The sequence below is a fragment of the Flavobacterium sp. T50_26 genome (assembly GCF_057652995.1).
This window is the reverse complement of sequence record NZ_JBYFCC010000040.1, coordinates 1-17,379: the sequence shown is the minus strand read 5'-3', so window position 1 is coordinate 17,379 and position 17,379 is coordinate 1. Positions and strand designations below refer to the sequence as shown.

The 17,379-nt window shown below is 32.4% G+C and carries 18 protein-coding genes and 3 tRNA genes; 5 read left to right on the top strand and 16 right to left on the bottom strand.

Annotated elements, in window-relative coordinates:
- Positions 1 to 117: 117 nt before the first annotated feature.
- On the bottom strand, positions 118 to 486 hold the full coding sequence (locus AC23MC_RS16020; protein WP_487569345.1) for a hypothetical protein: 369 nt from the start codon (positions 484 to 486) through the stop codon (positions 118 to 120).
- A gap of 75 nt (positions 487 to 561) precedes the next feature.
- On the opposite strand from AC23MC_RS16020, the gene AC23MC_RS16015 reads away from it, so the two are divergent.
- From AC23MC_RS16015 to AC23MC_RS16000, 4 genes are read left to right on the top strand one after another with little or no spacing between them, the layout of a single operon-like run.
- Positions 562 to 966 carry an OB-fold protein gene (locus AC23MC_RS16015; RefSeq protein ID WP_487569344.1) on the top strand — a complete coding sequence of 135 codons (405 nt, stop codon included), beginning with the start codon at positions 562 to 564 and terminating at the stop codon, positions 964 to 966.
- Positions 967 to 975: 9 nt separating this feature from the next.
- Positions 976 to 1,491, top strand: a complete 516-nt coding sequence (locus AC23MC_RS16010; RefSeq protein WP_487569343.1) for an ankyrin repeat domain-containing protein — start codon at positions 976 to 978, stop codon at positions 1,489 to 1,491.
- An 8-nt stretch (positions 1,492 to 1,499) separates the two neighbouring features.
- Complete coding sequence (locus tag AC23MC_RS16005) at positions 1,500 to 2,279, top strand: T9SS type A sorting domain-containing protein (RefSeq protein WP_487569342.1); 780 nt, start codon at positions 1,500 to 1,502, stop codon at positions 2,277 to 2,279.
- 58 nt (positions 2,280 to 2,337) lie between these two features.
- Positions 2,338 to 3,213 (top strand): DUF5777 family beta-barrel protein, encoded by an 876-nt coding sequence (locus AC23MC_RS16000; RefSeq protein WP_487569341.1) that lies wholly within the window; start codon positions 2,338 to 2,340, stop codon positions 3,211 to 3,213.
- A 53-nt stretch (positions 3,214 to 3,266) separates the two neighbouring features.
- Here the strand turns inward: AC23MC_RS16000 and AC23MC_RS15995 are convergent, their stop codons facing one another.
- From AC23MC_RS15995 to AC23MC_RS15955, 9 genes are all read right to left on the bottom strand, one after another.
- Positions 3,267 to 5,414 (bottom strand): DUF3857 domain-containing protein, encoded by a 2,148-nt coding sequence (locus tag AC23MC_RS15995; RefSeq protein ID WP_487569340.1) that lies wholly within the window; start codon positions 5,412 to 5,414, stop codon positions 3,267 to 3,269.
- 4 nt (positions 5,415 to 5,418) lie between these two features.
- The gene (locus AC23MC_RS15990; protein ID WP_487569339.1) at positions 5,419 to 7,338 is read right to left on the bottom strand and encodes a transglutaminase-like domain-containing protein; all 1,920 of its coding nucleotides are present in this window, start codon (positions 7,336 to 7,338) and stop codon (positions 5,419 to 5,421) included.
- A 103-nt stretch (positions 7,339 to 7,441) separates the two neighbouring features.
- Positions 7,442 to 7,891, bottom strand: coding sequence for a sterol desaturase family protein (locus AC23MC_RS15985; RefSeq protein ID WP_291091487.1), 450 nt, complete (start codon positions 7,889 to 7,891; stop codon positions 7,442 to 7,444).
- Between the two features lies 1 nt (position 7,892).
- Complete coding sequence (locus tag AC23MC_RS15980; protein ID WP_487569338.1) at positions 7,893 to 8,732, bottom strand: phytoene/squalene synthase family protein; 840 nt, start codon at positions 8,730 to 8,732, stop codon at positions 7,893 to 7,895.
- A gap of 11 nt (positions 8,733 to 8,743) precedes the next feature.
- Positions 8,744 to 10,213: a phytoene desaturase family protein gene (locus tag AC23MC_RS15975; RefSeq protein WP_487569337.1), complete on the bottom strand. Its 1,470-nt coding sequence runs from the start codon at positions 10,211 to 10,213 to the stop codon at positions 8,744 to 8,746.
- A 54-nt stretch (positions 10,214 to 10,267) separates the two neighbouring features.
- Positions 10,268 to 11,164, bottom strand: a complete 897-nt coding sequence (locus AC23MC_RS15970; RefSeq protein WP_487569336.1) for a MerR family transcriptional regulator — start codon at positions 11,162 to 11,164, stop codon at positions 10,268 to 10,270.
- 199 nt (positions 11,165 to 11,363) lie between these two features.
- Positions 11,364 to 11,445: transfer RNA gene (locus AC23MC_RS15965), tRNA-Leu, on the bottom strand.
- 46 nt (positions 11,446 to 11,491) lie between these two features.
- Positions 11,492 to 11,564: transfer RNA gene (locus AC23MC_RS15960), tRNA-Lys, on the bottom strand.
- A gap of 48 nt (positions 11,565 to 11,612) precedes the next feature.
- Positions 11,613 to 11,685, bottom strand: a tRNA-Lys gene (locus AC23MC_RS15955).
- A 125-nt stretch (positions 11,686 to 11,810) separates the two neighbouring features.
- Here AC23MC_RS15955 and AC23MC_RS15950 point away from each other — a divergent pair.
- Positions 11,811 to 12,332, top strand: a complete 522-nt coding sequence (locus tag AC23MC_RS15950; protein WP_487569335.1) for a shikimate kinase — start codon at positions 11,811 to 11,813, stop codon at positions 12,330 to 12,332.
- Here AC23MC_RS15950 and AC23MC_RS15945 read toward each other — a convergent pair.
- The 6 genes from AC23MC_RS15945 to thrS form a co-directional block, all read right to left on the bottom strand.
- Positions 12,321 to 12,821, bottom strand: coding sequence for a phosphoribosyltransferase domain-containing protein (locus AC23MC_RS15945; RefSeq protein ID WP_487569334.1), 501 nt, complete (start codon positions 12,819 to 12,821; stop codon positions 12,321 to 12,323). The genes AC23MC_RS15950 and AC23MC_RS15945 overlap by 12 nt on opposite strands.
- Positions 12,822 to 12,940: 119 nt before the next feature.
- Positions 12,941 to 13,513, bottom strand: coding sequence for a hypothetical protein (locus AC23MC_RS15940; protein ID WP_487569333.1), 573 nt, complete (start codon positions 13,511 to 13,513; stop codon positions 12,941 to 12,943).
- Between the two features lie 110 nt (positions 13,514 to 13,623).
- Positions 13,624 to 13,968: a 50S ribosomal protein L20 gene (gene rplT / locus AC23MC_RS15935; RefSeq protein WP_112086596.1), complete on the bottom strand. Its 345-nt coding sequence runs from the start codon at positions 13,966 to 13,968 to the stop codon at positions 13,624 to 13,626.
- Between the two features lie 206 nt (positions 13,969 to 14,174).
- Entirely contained in the window at positions 14,175 to 14,372 is a 198-nt protein-coding gene (gene rpmI, locus AC23MC_RS15930; protein ID WP_091398482.1) for a 50S ribosomal protein L35, read from the bottom strand.
- Between the two features lie 101 nt (positions 14,373 to 14,473).
- Complete coding sequence (gene infC, locus AC23MC_RS15925) at positions 14,474 to 15,022, bottom strand: translation initiation factor IF-3 (RefSeq protein WP_262510653.1); 549 nt, start codon at positions 15,020 to 15,022, stop codon at positions 14,474 to 14,476.
- A gap of 23 nt (positions 15,023 to 15,045) precedes the next feature.
- Entirely contained in the window at positions 15,046 to 16,992 is a 1,947-nt protein-coding gene (thrS, locus tag AC23MC_RS15920; RefSeq protein WP_487569332.1) for a threonine--tRNA ligase, read from the bottom strand.
- Positions 16,993 to 17,379: the final 387 nt, after the last annotated feature.

The window sequence follows — 17,379 nt, the reverse complement described above, 5'->3', positions numbered from 1 at the left end:
CCATCTCTAAAAAACAACTTCGTGGACACTAAACAATTGATCCTTTTTCAGTAATTTTATATCGAACTCACGTTAATATTAGTAATGTAATCTTTTTCATTGCTTTTTCTTTTTGAATTATTCAATTAAACCATTAGTATTCCATTGAATAATTATGTTTATATCGGTTTGAGGAAGTCGTGGTCCACCAAATGGCATTGCACCGGATTCTCCTTCTGGTCTTGAAATTCTGTCTAATAAGCCACGATTTAAAACCGCTTCTTTTACGTTTTCGTATGTGGTTAATGACATTGGAGCTCCGTTTACAGGAGTTGAGGCGTGACAAATGATGCAATTGTTGTCAATAATTGATTTGATGTTTTCAGTGTAAGTAACTATTTCTATTTCTTCAACAGTTGTTAAATCTGATAAGCTATCGGTTGTACAACTGCTTAAAATAGAAATAGTAAATAAGCAACAAAGTAATTTAATAGGTTTATTTTTCATCGTTTTTTAATCAAAATTAAATAAAATTCGCAATAATAGTTATAATTTAAAAAAAATAAATAAATTTGTCCTGCTATGAAATCCTCCATCACAAAAAAAATAATCATTGTTTTCTTTTTGGGTACCTTATTGGTATCTGCTTTCCTATATTTTTATGTTTACAAAAGCCACCGGACAATTAGTTCTGAGTTGGCTATTTATTCTATCTCTGTCCTTCAGCTACATTCTGATTTTATTGAAAATACCGAATCTAACACAAAAAAGTATGCTGATAAAACTATAGAAACATACGGTAAAATAACTTCGTTGGATTTAGAAAATAATGCAATTGTTTTAGATGAAAAATTATTCTTAACAATGTCAGAAAAAATAACTGAGGATTTTAAAATTCAACAAATGTTAAAAGTAAAAGGAAGGTTTGTGGGTTTTGATGATTTAGTAGAAGAATTGAAAATGGATCAATGTGAAATAGTGAATTAAATTTATGTTATGATACAAAAATTATTTATTACCTTTATTATGTTATTCTCTATCAAAGGATTAGGTCAAAAAGATATTTTTGTTATTTCTCGATCAGGAACTGTAGCTGAATTGAAAGAATTGATGGAGAATAACCCAAACTGTATCAATGAGCAAAATGATAATGGATTCACTCCGCTAATCTTGGCGTGTTATCGAGGGAACAATGAAGTGGCTAAGTTTTTAATTAGTAATGTTAAAAATATTGATGCGTCGAGTGACATGGGAACTGCTTTGATGGCTTGTGCCGTGAAAGGCAATGTTGAAATAGCAAAGCTACTTTTAGAAAAAGGCTGTAATCCAAACTTAACGGATCCAAATGGAACAACTGCTTTAATTTACGCTACGCAATTTAAAAATGTTGAATTGGTAAAAGCATTATTAAAACATAAAACTGATAAAACAAAAATAGATAATAAAGGAAAAACAGCTTTTGAGTATGCAGTTTTTTCAGGAAACGAAGAAATTATTAACCTCTTAAAATAAACAATGCTATGAAAAAAATTACTTTATTTTTATTTACTTTTTTAACAACAATGTTATTTGCTCAACAGAAAACGACGGGAGTTTTAAACTTTATTAATGATTACTCAGGAATTTTACTGCTTGACAATGACACTTCAACGGCTACTTTAACACTTTCTGGACCTAATGACAGATGGTTTGCCTTTCAATTTGGTTCATTTGAAGGCGGAATGGAAAATGGTGCCGATGTAGTTTATTGGAATAGCACCACACTTGTTGATGCCAGACATAACGGTATTGGATCTGCACCAACCACAGATCAAAATAATAATTGGGTATTAGTTTCAAATCAAAATAATGTTCCTGAGGCAGGAAGAAGAACAATCGTTTTTTCCAGACCATTTAGTACAGGCGATTCAAATGATTTTACCTTTAATTTTGCAGACAATAATATCGATATTGCTTGGGCAAAATTTGGTTCTGCATCATTTACATTAGCTTATCATGGTGCTTCGAACAGAGATGTATTGCTTAATACTCCTTTAACTACACTTGGCGTAGAAGATTTTTCATTAAATGCCTCTAAACTATTTCCTAATCCAACTAAAGGAGATTTTACCATTCAAACTAAAACTTTTTTGAACACAGTAAATATTTATACTCAAACCGGAGCTTTTGTAAAATCTATTGAAGTGGAAAACGGTGATGAAAATGTTGACATCAACATTGTAGGTTTGCAAACAGGAGTTTATTTATTAGAATTAGTAAATGATACTCAAAAATCATGGAAAAAGGTAATTGTGAATTAAAACTAATACTAACTTTATAACGTAAATAGTAGTCTAAATCGCTACTATTTTTTTTATTATGAAAAAACTAATCACACTTCTTTTTTTACCATTTTCACTTTTGGCTCAAAATGATTTATTAAGTGATATTGATACAGTTGAAACAAATGTAAAAGTTGAATCAGCATTTAAATCACTAAAAATTATTAATTTAGAATCTACTAAATTAGCTTCAAAAGGTGATTTTTATTTTGTAGTTGCTCATCGTTTTGATTATTTTAAAAATGGTTTTGATGATTTTTTTGGTTTGGATAATGCAAATACTCAGCTCAAGTTTTTGTATGGTGTAAACGATTGGCTAACCGTTCATGTTGCCAGAAGTGGTTTTCAGGAAACGTATGACGTTGCTGCTAAATATCAATTAAGATCACAAATTAAAGACGGATTTCCCTTTACAATTGTTGGTTTCAACAGTATTGCAGTGAATACAGAATTAAAAGACAAAGATTATCCTAATTTGACTTTTGAAAATAGGTTGAGTTATGTAACCCAACTTTTAATATCCAGAAAATTTTCGGAAAAACTATCCTTGCAAATAGCTCCATCGTATTTTCATGAAAATACATTGCGTGATATTTTAGACGAAGATAATCAGGCAATTATTCCAAATCCACAAGATAACAGTCAGTTTGCAATAGGACTGGGCGGACGTTATAAACTTACCAGCAGATGGTCTGTAAATGTGGACTATGCAGCACATCTTAACCGAGCTTCTCAATCCATTTATAGAAATCCACTTTCTATTGGAGTAGATTTAGAAACCGGCGGACACGTTTTTCAAATGCATTTTACAAATGCAAGAGCAATGCACGAGAGTGGCTTTTTAGGTCAAACTACGGGTGATTGGAGTGATGGCGAGATTGCTTTTGGATTTAATTTGGTTAGAGTATTTTAAAAATTAAAAAACCCTATAAATCTTTATAGGGTTTCTTTTTATGTATTGCTAAGTTAATTCTTTTTCAATAGAATTTTTTCCTGAGTAAACTGAAAAGCATCTTCCAAAAAGTCAATCATTTTGTTCCAGTTACTGTTTGGTTCATAATAATTGTTATATGATTTTGTGGTTTTTATGGTGATTAAATTTCCATTTTGCGTAACTGAACTCACAAATCCACCCGTTTCATTTACAGCATTTTTATTAAATTTATCTAAACCGGAAGCTGTATAACCTTCAGGTATTTCAAATTGAATTTCGTGTTCAATTTGTCTTGGAAAACTCATGTGAATATTATTTGGTCTATTTTTTTCTTTTTCAGAAAGTTCAATCTGTGAGGTTAAAAATTTTCCTAATTCTAAAATAATATTATTTCCGGCTTTTTTTATGTAATGATCTTTGATAGTAAAAGATTCTTTGTAAGCCATTGGTTCTTTGCTGCCAAATCTTCCTGAATTTTCTATATTCATGGTATAATCTTCTACATCGTGACCAAATTCTTCTTTTACACTGTTAGTAAAATTTTCTTTTTGAGAATCTTTATATTTAGCGATTAATGCATCAAATTCTTTTTGATATTGATCTTTTTTCTTTTTATTTTTCACTTTTTCCAACAAAGATGTAGTGCCATATTTTTCATAATCATCATATACATAATCAAAAAAGTATAATTTATTAGATTGCTCACTTGGTTTGTAATGCCCGGAAAAATAATTTTCTCTGTCAACTTTAATGCTGTTTAAATCTTCATTGAGTATAACCTTACTAACGCTTTTTGAAACATTATCTTTTTTGGTAGAACCAGGAAGAGAAATCATTTCAGAATCTACCACTTTTTTATTTTTAGAAATTTGAAGCAAATAGGCTTTTGTGTTTTCAAGTTGATAGTTAAATTGATCTGCAGACGAAAAAGGTGTAAAAAACTCAAGATAAACCGGGTTTGTTGTATTTACACGAAGTAGAATTGTTATATTTTGTTGAATTAATAAATCGGTTATCGGGCCGTTGTATCGAGCTGTACCAATCACTATATCATACGGAATTTTGTTGTCTTTTAAAAAAGCCATGAAGTGATTAATAAATTCTTCCTCCTTTTGAAAAAATATAGCATTCGGATATAAATCAAATGGATAGAAAATGTTGGCATCTTTTGCCACAAAAGCTTCTATATATTGAGTAAAGTATTGATGTCTCGTGAAATAATAAACTTCTCGAACTTTTTCTTCATCAGAACTGAAACTTTTTCCTTTTAAGAATTTTTCAATGTGACCTAAATCTCCGTATGGTCTGAATTTTGTGTTGTAATAATTAAAAACATCTTCTTTAGAAACGGTTGATTTTACTATACTTTCCTTTTCAGAAAGAAAGGCTTCAGCTCTTTTTTCAAATTTTCCTGAACGGGCAAAAAACACTTGAAATTTGTAACAAGGCAATTCAATCAATGGATAAAACCATCTTGGAAATTCATTTTTTTCAATGTCTTTGGCAGCAAATTCATAATGACGTTCACCACCTTTATTACTCGGAATTTCTTTGAGTTCCGGTGCTCCATTATATGTAGCAAAATTTAAAAAGAAATCGTTTTCCGTTTGAAAAATTAACTTGTAATCCATGATTGGATAAACATCGCCCAATGTTCTTTCCACCGGATCAAAACCCATTTCCAATTGCGATTTAAAAGGTTCTTCGGAATGCAAGTAATAATCAATAATATCACCAATTTCTAAATTTGGAATGGCAATTTTTTTCTCTTTATCAGCATCAACAGCTTCTTTGCTTACATTAATGATTGTTTCCTTTCCATCCGGTTTTACCACTTTTATGCCTAAAATGTTTTTTCCGGCACGTCTGCTCCAGCCTTTGTCAGAAGAAAATCGTTCTTTGAATGTGAATTCAGAAAACTCTTTAACTGCAGCTTCATCAAGCAATTTTACTCTATTTCGCAATGCAGAGGTGTAATTTACATTTGATCCGAATTTATGATAATCGTGAAATTCATATTTGTAAATCATTACCGCCGATTCATTTTTCCATTTATCAGGAATACTCATTGTTTTAGAATGTGGATCGTTTTTTCCCCAAAAGAATTCTCTGATTTTAACATCGTCTTGAGCAGTTAACGAAACAGTTACAAAAAGACAGATAAGTAGAATTTTTTTCATAAAACTATGATTTTGATAAAGTAATAGATGAATTATAAAGTTCGGTTAATTTTTTGTGAGCTGCATTCCACGATTCTTGTTGATTTTTTCGAATAATTGCATTCTTGAAAACGAATACTTTTTTATAAACAAGATCTTTTCCTTTTAATGAAAAACTTACTTCAATATCGTAATCTTCGCTTTTCTGACTCAAATTTTCAGGTAATTTATCTATTTTATAACCTTCAGGAAGTGTGATGGTTATTTCGGAATCATACCAAGTTTTATAATCTAACTCATAGTCGGTTTCACGATCTTTGAACGAAAAACTTTTATATTCGTTCATAAATTCAAAACTCAAGTAAATTTCTTCATCAAATTCACTAATTCTATTGGAAGATTCTAAGGCGTAATCAATCGTGAGTTTTGTATCTCTGTTTTTTAAATCGCTTGCATTAATTTCTTTTACTTTATTATTTTTATCATTTTTGGCTAAAAAATATTCTAAAGCTTCTGCTTTTTTGTCCGTTTCAAAACTGTTATAAATGTTTAAAAATTGACTTCTGCTTTCACCGGAATACGTTCGGTTACAAGTTCCTTTTAATTTGTCTTTTTCAATAACTAATTTTGCTCTGAATGTTTCCTTATTTGTTTCGGCTGAAGTTGTCGGAATTTTATCAATAATAAAATCACTTCCATTTTCAATCATTACTTCTTTGTTCTGAATTCGTTCGGCATAATTTCCTAATGAACTAAATTTTTCTGTTCCGTCAAGATAAATTTTCTTCCCATTCTGAAAAACAGTACAAATCATATGATTATCAACAACTAAGGAAGGAATGGAATAGTTATAAGCAATGTGTTTGGTTCCAATCCACGTTAAACGTGCATCAAAGCCGGCAATTTTAAGCATTTGTTTTGTTAGGTTCGCCATTCCTTTACAATCGCCATATCGTTTGGAAAAAACTTGATGTGAATCGTCTGGTTTAAATCCTGCAATTCCATCCTCAAAAGCAATATAGCGGATGTTGTCTTGCACCCAATAAAAGATGTTTTTTATTTTTTCTTCGTCTGAAGTTGCTTTGGCAGTAAGTTCTGTTACTTTGCTTTTTAATTGCTCAGTGTCATCTTTCATCTGATCTACGAGCGATTTATACCATCCATATAAATCAGCAGTGGTTTTAAAAAGATTACTTTTCTTTCCGTTATAATCATACGATTTGGCTAAAACTAAGATATGCGGATATAAATAAGATCTCCCGGGACTGCTTTGTTCATCAAAAACAGCAGGAATATCTTTGTAAGTATATAAATATGTTGTGGATTTATTTTTAGAATCTTTAGTTTCGGTTTTGATGATAGCATGTCCGTTGAAATTCATTTCTTTTAATTCCACTTCAAGCCAATCCGGAACTGTAACTTCAATTTTTTTCTCAATTACGGGAAATTCATCATTAAAGTGAAGCGAAGTAAAATACTTAACATCGTCAAATTTCTTGTCCATCGAATAATTATAAGTGTATCCTTGAACTGGAAAATCAATTTGAACATGTTTCACTCGAGCATCGTTGTAAAACAAGTCTTTATCTTTGTAAAACTCATCTTTAATGGGGAAGGAAGCTGTTTTTTCATTCCGATATTTCAACAAAAACGTTTCAATTTTTGACGAACTATCATAAAATTCATATTTGTAAATATCTGCACGATGATTAATATTCATCAAGACTTCCTTAACAGATAAATCTACTGTGACATTTGAAGTTGATTTATTAAAACCAAAATTCACAATTTCAATACTTTCCAAAATAGCAACATCTTGCTTGCTGTATTTTCCGCGAATGGTTTTGGCGAGTTCAATATCATTAGGGGTTGGATCAATGTTTTTTTGACTCCAAGCAGACAAACTTCCCAAAAAAAAGACAAATAGGATGGTTTTGAAATGCATAAAAATTGTTTTTGCTAAGGAAGTAAAAAATAATAGTTTATGCTAAATTATTTTTCAAAAACCGTTTTCTTATTCTCCTAAGTTTTAAAATAATCAGAATTCGCTATTTTTTGAAGTATTTCCAAGGCACAACCAGCATTCCAAAACATTCTCCATCACCTTTTCCTAAGTGTTTATGGTGCATTTTATGAGCTCTTCTTACTGCTTTTGCATAAATGTTATTGGCGTTTCTAAACAATTTGAATCGCTGGTGTATAAAAATATCATGTACAAAAAAGTAGGCTAATCCATAAGCAAAGATGCCAATTCCAATGGCTAAACCGATTTCTAAAATGTTGTATTTCCAAAGCAAAAAGAAACTGATACTTACAATAGCATAAAAAATAAAAAATGCGTCATTTCGTTCAAACCAAGAATCATGATCTTTTTTGTGATGATCGGCATGCAAATGCCATAAAAAACCATGCATAACATATTTATGTGTAAACCAAGCCATGAATTCCATCATGAAAAAGGTTAAAAAGAATACTAAAATGTGAATCCAGATACTCATATTATATTGTTTTAAATCGATAGTTGATGTAACATTTGGCCAATAATCCCACCTTTTGATAATCGGGAACTCTAATTCTGGTGTTCTTGATGGCTAGTGAAGGTGTCTTTTTTAGTTTTGAAAGTAATTTTTTGTAATAAACATAAGCCGTATAAACACCAAATTTTGCTTCAATTGGCAATTTACGAATTCCTTCAAAACCGGCTTCAAAATCGGCTTCAATTTCTGCAATGATGATTTGTTTTGACGTTTCGTCTAATTGATTTAAATCGGTGTTAGGGAAATAGGTTCTGTTTAACTCTTCGTAATCTGCTTTTAAATCTCTCAAAAAATTTACTTTTTGAAAAGCAGAACCCAATCGCATGGCACTTTCTTTTAGTTCATCAAATTTTGCATCATTGCCGTTTACAAAAACTTTTAAACACATTAATCCAACCACATCTGCCGATCCATAAATATATTCTTGGTATTCTTCAGAAGTTTTATATTCCGTTTTATGCAAATCTAATTTCATACTTTTCATAAAAGCATCAATCAATTCTTTTGGAATTTCATAACGATTCACAGTATGTTGAAATGAATTTAAAATCGGATTTAAACTAATTTTGTGGTGAAGAGCATTTTGTAAATCACTTTCAAATAAAGTAAATAAGGTTTCTTTATCATACTCGTGAAATGAATCTACAATTTCATCTGCAAAGCGAACAAAACCATAAATATTATAAATATCCTGACGGATAGAAGGAGCCAACATTTTCACTGCAGAAGAAAAGGAAGTGCTGTAAGTCTTCGTGACATTTCTGCTACATTCATAAGATATATTGTCAAAAACAGATTTCATAGCAAGAATTTTTAACGTTTTGTTGCATTTTTTTGGATTAATTCAGAAACCAATTTCCCTGAAATCAAAGAAGGTGGAACTCCCGGACCTGGAACTGTTAGCTGTCCTGTGAAAAACAAGTTTTCTACTTTTTTACTTTTCAGTTTTGGTCTTAAAAAAGCGGTTTGGAATAACGTGTTTGCCATTCCATAGGCATTTCCTTTGTATGAGTTATAGTCTTTTATAAAATCATTTACGCAATACGATTCTTTAAATAAAACACTTTCTTTGACAGATTGCTCCGTTAGTTTTTCAAATCGATTAATAATTATATTAAAATACTTCTCTCTAATTTCATTCGTATCATTAATTCCGGGTGCAAGTGGAATTAAAAATATTCCCGCTTCTTTACCTATAGGTGCAGCTGAATCATCTGTTTTGGATGGAAAACTAGCATAAAATAGCGGTTCTTCCGGCCATGCTGGATTGTCATAAATCGCTTCGGCATGTTTGTCGAAAGATACATCAAAAAATAAGGTGTGATGCTCTACATTCTCAATTTTTTTATCAAAACCTACATAAAATAATAGGGAGGAAGGTGCAAACGTTTTCTTTTCCCAATACGATTCAGAATATGCTCTGTGTTCAATATCCAATAATGTTTCCGAATGATGGTAATCTGCACCACTGAGTACAACATCACAAAACTTTTCTTCACCATTCACTTTGATTCCAACTGCTTTATTCTGTTTTACAATAATTTTTTCAACATTTGAATTAGTTTGAATTTTCACGCCTAATTCGATAGCCAATACTTCCATGGCTAAAATTACGCTGTACATTCCGTTTTTAGGATGCCAAGTTCCCATTCCGAAATCGGCAAAATTCATAAAACTATAAAATGCGGGTGTGTCTTGTGGTTTTGCTCCTAAAAATAATACCGGAAATTCGAGTATTTGAACCAATTTTTGATTCTTAAATCGCTTTCGAACTTCCTTACTAATGTTTGAAAAAAATTGCCCTACTTTCAAAGCAGTTTCTGGCGTAATTAATTCAAGTGGCGAAACTCCCGGTCTGTAAACTAAATTTTTTATGGCAATGTCGTAGTTACTTTTTGCTTCGGACATAAATTTTTCTAATACAACACCACTTCCTTTTTCGATACTTTCAAATGTTGTAATGATATCTTTTAAATTATCTGCAATAGTTACAAAATCTCGAATACCAAAATATACTTGATAGGCCGGAGAAAGTTTAATTAACTCGTAATAATCGGAAGGCTTTTTGCCAAAATCATTAAAAAAACGTTCAAAAACATCGGGCATCCAATACCAAGTTGGACCGATATCAAATGTAAAACCTTCTTTTTTCAATTGTCTGGCTCTACCGCCAATAGTGGAATTTTTTTCAAAAACAGTAACATTGTTACCTTCTTTAGCTAAATAACAAGAAGCAGCTAAAGCTGAAAAACCGGAACCGATTATAAATATATCTTTTTTCATATTGTTTAACAAATATAGTCAAAAAGTTAAACAAAAAAAAGATTTAAGGAAAAATTAAAGATTATTTGACATTTCTAAAATTGAGCCAAATACTTTTACGTTGGGATGTTGTTCTTCTTTTATAAACTCAGTTAATCGACCAATTGTCCATAATTCAGATTGACTACTTTCTAAAATTTCAGTATGAATTTCTTTTAGATAATTATTGATATCATCTTTAGAAGGTTCAACGGTCATGTATGATATATAAGTGACCTTGTCGAAATATTTTTTGATGTCTTTTAAACTTTCAATTGGAACACTTTCTCCCAAGTAAATAGTTTTGTAGCCGTTAAGAATAATTTCATAATTAAGATACATCAATCCGAGTTCATGAATTTCGTTTAATGGAAGAAAAAGTACAAATACACGATCGTCTTTGGTTGGTTCTAAAAGTTGTATTTTTTCGGTGTTAACCAGTAATTTTTGTTTTACCAAGTAACTGATAAAATGTTCATGAGCAGGAGAAATAGTTTCAGACTGCCAAAGCAAACCAATTTCATTCATGAGCGGAATGAAAATCTCATAAAAAACCTCTCGAAATGATTTTTCAGAAAGTAAATTGGTATAAGTGTTGAAAAATAATGTTTGATCAAAATTCATCATCGCCATTTTGAAAGCATTAATGGCATGATGTTTTACACTTTTTTCATTTACAATTTCTCGAACAAGAATACTTATTTTATCGGGAGTTAATTTCGAAATTTTAGAAATTTTGTAACCATGATTGTGAAGTAATGTAATGTTTAAAAGCTTTTGAAGAGCCGGTAAATCATAATAGCGAATGTTTGTGTCTGTACGCATGGGTTCAAGAACATTGTATCGTTTTTCCCAGATCCTAATGGTGTGAGCTTTGATTCCCGATAAATTTTCAAGATCTTTAATGCTGAAAACATTTTTTACATTGTTCATTCTTTCGCTATATTTGTTAAACAAAATTAGTAATTATTAATTAATGAACTATTTTTTTATGGTTTATTTTTGAAAATAGTAGATTTAATAAGGAAAAATAGTACGATTGGTTGTTTTTGAAGAATAATCGATTGCAATAATTAAATTTTATGTATAAAAAAACGCTAAGTTAACTTAACGTTTTTTAAAATTTATCATGTGACCACGATGGGATTCGAACCCACACGCCTTTCAGCACCACCCCCTCAAGATGGCAAGTCTACCAATTTCTCCACGTGGCCTTGTAACCTAAAAAAGTAAAGACGTTGCACTGCAACGTCTCTTTTGTGACCCGACTGGGGCTCGAACCCAGGACCCCAACATTAAAAGTGTTGTGCTCTACCAACTGAGCTATCGAGTCAATGCATCCTAAAAATTTGTAAATATGTTGCACTGCAACATCTCTTTGTGACCCGACTGGGGCTCGAACCCAGGACCCCAACATTAAAAGTGTTGTGCTCTACCAACTGAGCTATCGAGTCAAATACAATTTCTTGAATGCGGGTGCAAATATACGGTCTTATTATTTATTTTTCAAAGCAAAATTGTCTTAAATTTGTATTTTTAATTTAATCTTTCTTAACGCCTTATTATACAGGGATTTATTATGCAAAAAAAAATTATTTTACTTGGATACATGGGTTCGGGAAAGACAATAATTGCTTCTAAACTATCAAACGTTTTGCAAAAAAAGCATTTGGATTTAGATGTTTTGATTGAAAATGAACAAAATTTATCAATCAATTCTATCTTCAAAACCAAAGGAGAGCTTTACTTTAGAAAATTAGAACATGAAGTTTTTAAAAAATTAATTGAATCGGATGATGAATTTATTCTGAGTTTGGGCGGAGGAACTCCCTGCTATGCGAATAATCACCTTTTATTGCAAAACGTCAACGTTGTGTCAATCTATCTCAAAACCTCCGTAGAAGAGCTTTATGGACGTTTGAAAAAAAACAAATCCAATAGACCACTCATCGCAGAAATGGGCGAGGAGGATCTAAAAGAATATATAGCCAAACATCTTTTTGACAGGAGTTTTTATTACCATCAAGCAAAGCATATTATTTCTACTGACGACAAATCAATTGAAGAGGTTGTAGAAGAAATTAAAACATTAGTTGCTTAAAAAAGCAAAACAGTTTTCTTTTTCAAAAACCACTTGCACATGTTCTTGTAAAGAAGTGGAAAGCGAAATGCCTTTAAAATCAACTTTTACAGGATATTTTTTGTGATTTCTATCTACCAAAACTGCAGTCTTGAATTTTTTTAACGGAACATCTAAGAAGTGCTTCACTCCATAAACCAATGTTGTTCCTGAGTTTAAAACATCATCAACCAAAATTATACCTTTGTTTTGATATTCTTCTTTGGGTAGGGAAGTAGTTATCGCTCTAAACGGATCATGTTTGTCAATATAAACTTCGCATAATGTGATTTTTATTGTAGCGATTTTGCTCAATTCTACCGCTAATTTTTCTGCAAAAACATAGCCGTTTTTGGCAATTCCGGCAAGAATAATTTCTTCTTCATCTACAAATGTTTCGTAGATTTGATAAGCAATTCGCTTAATTTTATGCTCAATTTCCTGATGTGAAAGAATCGTAATTTGCGGCATGAGTTATATTTTTCTCAAAGATAGAAAGATTATAGTATATCCTAAAAATATTATTTACAGAGAAATTTCGATATCCGAATTAATTATTTTCTTGAATTTAAAAGAAAAGCACCATTGATTTAAACATTTTGAGACTCACTAGTTACTATTTTTGAAGATTTGTGGAAAAGCTCTCTATTGAGCGAAATACTGTAAGCTAAGCTTATGAAAATGCACCATGAAATCAAATAGGCTGGAAATTTTTCTACACCAAACTGAAGGTATTCATTTTTAGAAAAAACAAACATCACAATTACAACGAGTGTGTGGCATATACTAATTGCCCAAAAACTAAATTTAAAATCAATCACTTTAAATAAAAACGAGTAGAAGTAAAATAGCAACAATGCTGCTAAATAACCGCCAATAGTTATCAATGCTACGCCTTCTAATTCTGAACTATCGCCATTGGTGATATTTTGAATCCATTCATCAAAAAAGTAAATTACAATTCCTAATCCCAGAAAAACCAAATAACTTTGGCCAACACTTAAAACAATTCCAATAGCTTTGTTTAATTTGAGTTTGTCAGTATTCACTAAACTTACAGAAAGTGCAAAAATGAGTGGTAAGAAAAACAACGCCTTTTCGACCGAAGGCACAAGTAGCATTGTTATAATTACTAAAACAGAGCCTAAAATTACTCGTAACATAAGTTGAGATTTTAAAGAAAATAATATTGTATAAAGATAATAAAAAAAGAGCTGCCTTTTCAGACAACTCTTTTCTATATAAGTAAGTTAAAATCGGATTGTTAAAACGTTTATTTTACTTTATTCAAAATTGCTTTAAAAGCTTCCGGATGATTCATTGCTAAATCTGCAAGCACTTTACGGTTCAATTCGATACCGTTAGATTTTACTTTTCCGATGAATTGAGAATAACTCATTCCTTCCAAACGAGCACCAGCGTTGATACGCATGATCCATAACGAACGGAAGTTTCTTTTGTTTTGTCTTCTGTCACGGTAAGCATAAACCATGGCTTTTTCAACCGCGTTTTTAGCAACCGTCCAAACGTTTTTACGTCTACCAAAGAAACCTTTGGCTTGCTTTAATACTTTTTTTCTTCGTGCTCTTTTAGCAACAGAATTTACTGATCTTGGCATAATTTTCTTGTTTTTTTGTAGCAGGCGTCCCGAATTTAATCAAGGGAACTTATCGGCCATACTCCAAGGTTATTAAATAATTTTTAACCTAAAGAATTTAATTATTTTAGGATTCAAGTCTAAGGTCTTAATACTAAAGTCTTAATACTAAAGTCTTAATACTTAATACTAAAGTCTTAATACTTAATACTCAAATCTTAATACAATTATATAATTCTTAATTGTTGTTTAATGCTTTTCTCATCGGTTTTGTGAACCAAAGTCGAATGAGTTAAAGCTAATTTACGCTTTTTAGATTTTTTAGTCAAAATGTGACTTTTAAAAGCGTGCTTTCTCTTGATTTTTCCAGAGCCAGTTACTTTAAATCGCTTCTTAGCACTGGATTTTGTTTTCATTTTAGGCATAATTTCCCAAATTTATTTGTGATTCAACTTACTTACTATTTTTTAGTTTCTGAAGAGCTAAGAAAATTCTCAGCAACTCAGAACCTCAGTTGCTCAGCAACTTATTTCTTCTTCTTAGGGGCGAGATACATAATCATTCGCTTTCCTTCCAAAACAGGCAAAGCTTCCACTTTCCCTAGATCTTCTAAATCTTGAGCCAAACGTAATAATAGAATTTGACCTTGTTCTTTATAAATAATCGAACGTCCTTTAAAGAATACAAAAGCTTTTAATTTTGCTCCTTCTTTTAAGAATTTCTCGGCATTTTTCTTTTTAAACTCATAATCATGCTCATCCGTTTGTGGTCCAAAACGAATTTCTTTCACTACAATTTGAGTCGATTTGGCTTTGAGCATTTTATCTCTTTTCTTTTGCTCGTAGATAAATTTACCGTAGTCCATTAATTTACAAACCGGTGGTTCTGCATTGGGAGAAATTTCTACCAAATCCACCTCAAATTCTTCGGCTAAACGTAAAGCTTCAGAGATTTTGTAAACTCCTGGCTCGATGTTTTCACCTACCAATCGCACTTCGGGAACACGAATTAAATTGTTAATTCTATGTGCTGCCTTCTTTTCTACTCTGGGTTGATATCCCCTGTTGTTTCTAATTGCTATGACTTTTAATTTTTAAGTTAAACTACAAATGGTTTTAATGTTTTGCTTATTTCTTCGTTTACAATTTTTGCAAATTCGTCAACTGTAACCGTGATATTTCCTTTTCCTTCTTGACCGTGCTTTCTCACAGAAATCGTGCCGTTCTTCTCTTCTTCATCGCCAACGATAATCATAAACGGAATTTTCTTCACTTCCGCATCCCTGATTTTCTTGCCAATTGTCTCGTTGCGGTTGTCAAGCAGGCCGCGAATTTCGTGATTTTCTAGCAAAGTTAAAACTTTTTCGGCATAATTTTCATATTTCTCACTCAAAGACAAGATTATAGCTTGTTCAGGCATTAACCATAGTGGGAAATTTCCTGCTGTATGTTCCAATAAAATGGCAATAAATCGTTCCATCGAACCAAATGGTGCTCGGTGAATCATCACCGGACGATGCATTTCATTGTCCGCTCCTTTATAATTCAATTCAAAACGCTCCGGTAAATTATAATCTACTTGAATGGTTCCCAATTGCCATTGTCTTCCCAAAGCATCTTTCACCATAAAGTCTAATTTCGGTCCGTAAAAAGCAGCTTCGCCATATTCTACAACCGTATTTAAACCTTTGTCTCTTGCAGCATTGATGATAGCATTTTCTGCTTTTTCCCAATTTTCATCGCTACCAATATATTTTTCTCGGTTCTCTTGATCTCTCAACGAAATTTGAGCCGTGAAATTCTCAAATCCTAATGAACTGAAAACATATAAAACCAAATCAATTACTTTTTTAAACTCGCTATCCAATTGGTCCGGTGTACAAAAAATATGGGCATCATCTTGCGTAAATCCGCGAACTCTTGTCAATCCGTGCAATTCTCCACTTTGTTCATAACGATAAACCGTTCCAAATTCTGCATAACGCTTCGGTAAATCTTTGTAACTCCAAGGTCTTGTGTTGTAAATTTCACAGTGATGCGGACAATTCATCGGCTTCAACAAAAACTCTTCGCCTTCTGCCGGAGTGTGAATCGGCTGAAAACTATCAACACCATATTTAGCATAATGTCCCGAAGTAACATACAATTCTTTCTGACCAATATGTGGCGTTACAACTTGTTCATAACCCGCTTTTTTCTGAGCTTTTTTCAAAAATTGCTCCAAACGATCACGCAAAGCAGCACCTTTTGGCAACCATAGTGGTAAACCTTGACCCACTTTTTGCGAAAAAGCAAATAAATCCAACTCTTTTCCTAATTTTCTGTGGTCTCTGCGTTTGGCTTCTTCCAGCAATTCCAAATATTCAGTCAACTCTTTCTGCTTCGGAAACGAAATACCGTAAACACGAGTCAACTGCTTGTTCTTTTCATCACCTCGCCAGTAAGCACCTGCCACGCTCATAATTTTCATCGCCTTAATCAATCCCGTATTCGGAATGTGACCACCGCGACACAAATCAAAAAAATTAGCGTGATCACAAAACGTAATCGTTCCGTCTTCTAAATTTGAAATCAATTCCGTCTTATATTCATTATTTTTATATACTTCCAAAGCCTCCGCTTTCGAAACTGAACGCATTTTAAACTCGTGCTTCTCTCTCGAAACTTCTAAAACTCGGTCTTCAATGGCTTTAAATTCAGCTTCCGTAATTTTCGTATCACCAAAATCCACATCGTAATAAAACCCATTATCAATCGCAGGACCAAGCGTTAGCTTAATTCCCGGATATTGCTCCTCCAAAACCTGAGCCATGACGTGCGAAGTCGAATGCCAAAAAGCCTTTTTACCCTCCTTGTCATTCCACGTATATAATATGAGTGAACCGTCCGTGGTCAATTCCGTCGTCGTTTCCACAATAGTGCCATTATACGACGCAGAAATCACATTTCTCGCCAAACCTTCACTAATACTTCTCGCAACATCCATCGGAGTCGAATTCTTCTCAAACTCCTTAACCGAACCGTCAGGTAAACTAATTTTTATCATGCCTAAATTTTTATGGACTGCAAATATATAAGATTACAAAATCCCACACAATATATATAGGTAATATTAAAACAAGATTTTCAAGAAGCTATTCCCGCTTTCCATTCCAAGTCCGTTTGTTGGGTTTGGTTCGGCTAAGCTCTGCCAAGAGCTTCCGTTGGTCGCTTTGGCAGAGCAAGCCTCACACAACCCCAACAATCCGGGCTTTCGATTTCAATCGGGGCTAGGGGAGCAGTAGTTAGTAAGGAGTTTTCAGTCATCAGTCCCAGTCTCAGTTTTTTCATTCCGCAAGATGACGAAGTCGAAATAAGACACGAGCGATAGCGAACTGGCGAAGCAATCTCCTGCAAAGCAGGCAAAACCTTAGACCCACCATTCAAAAGCTTC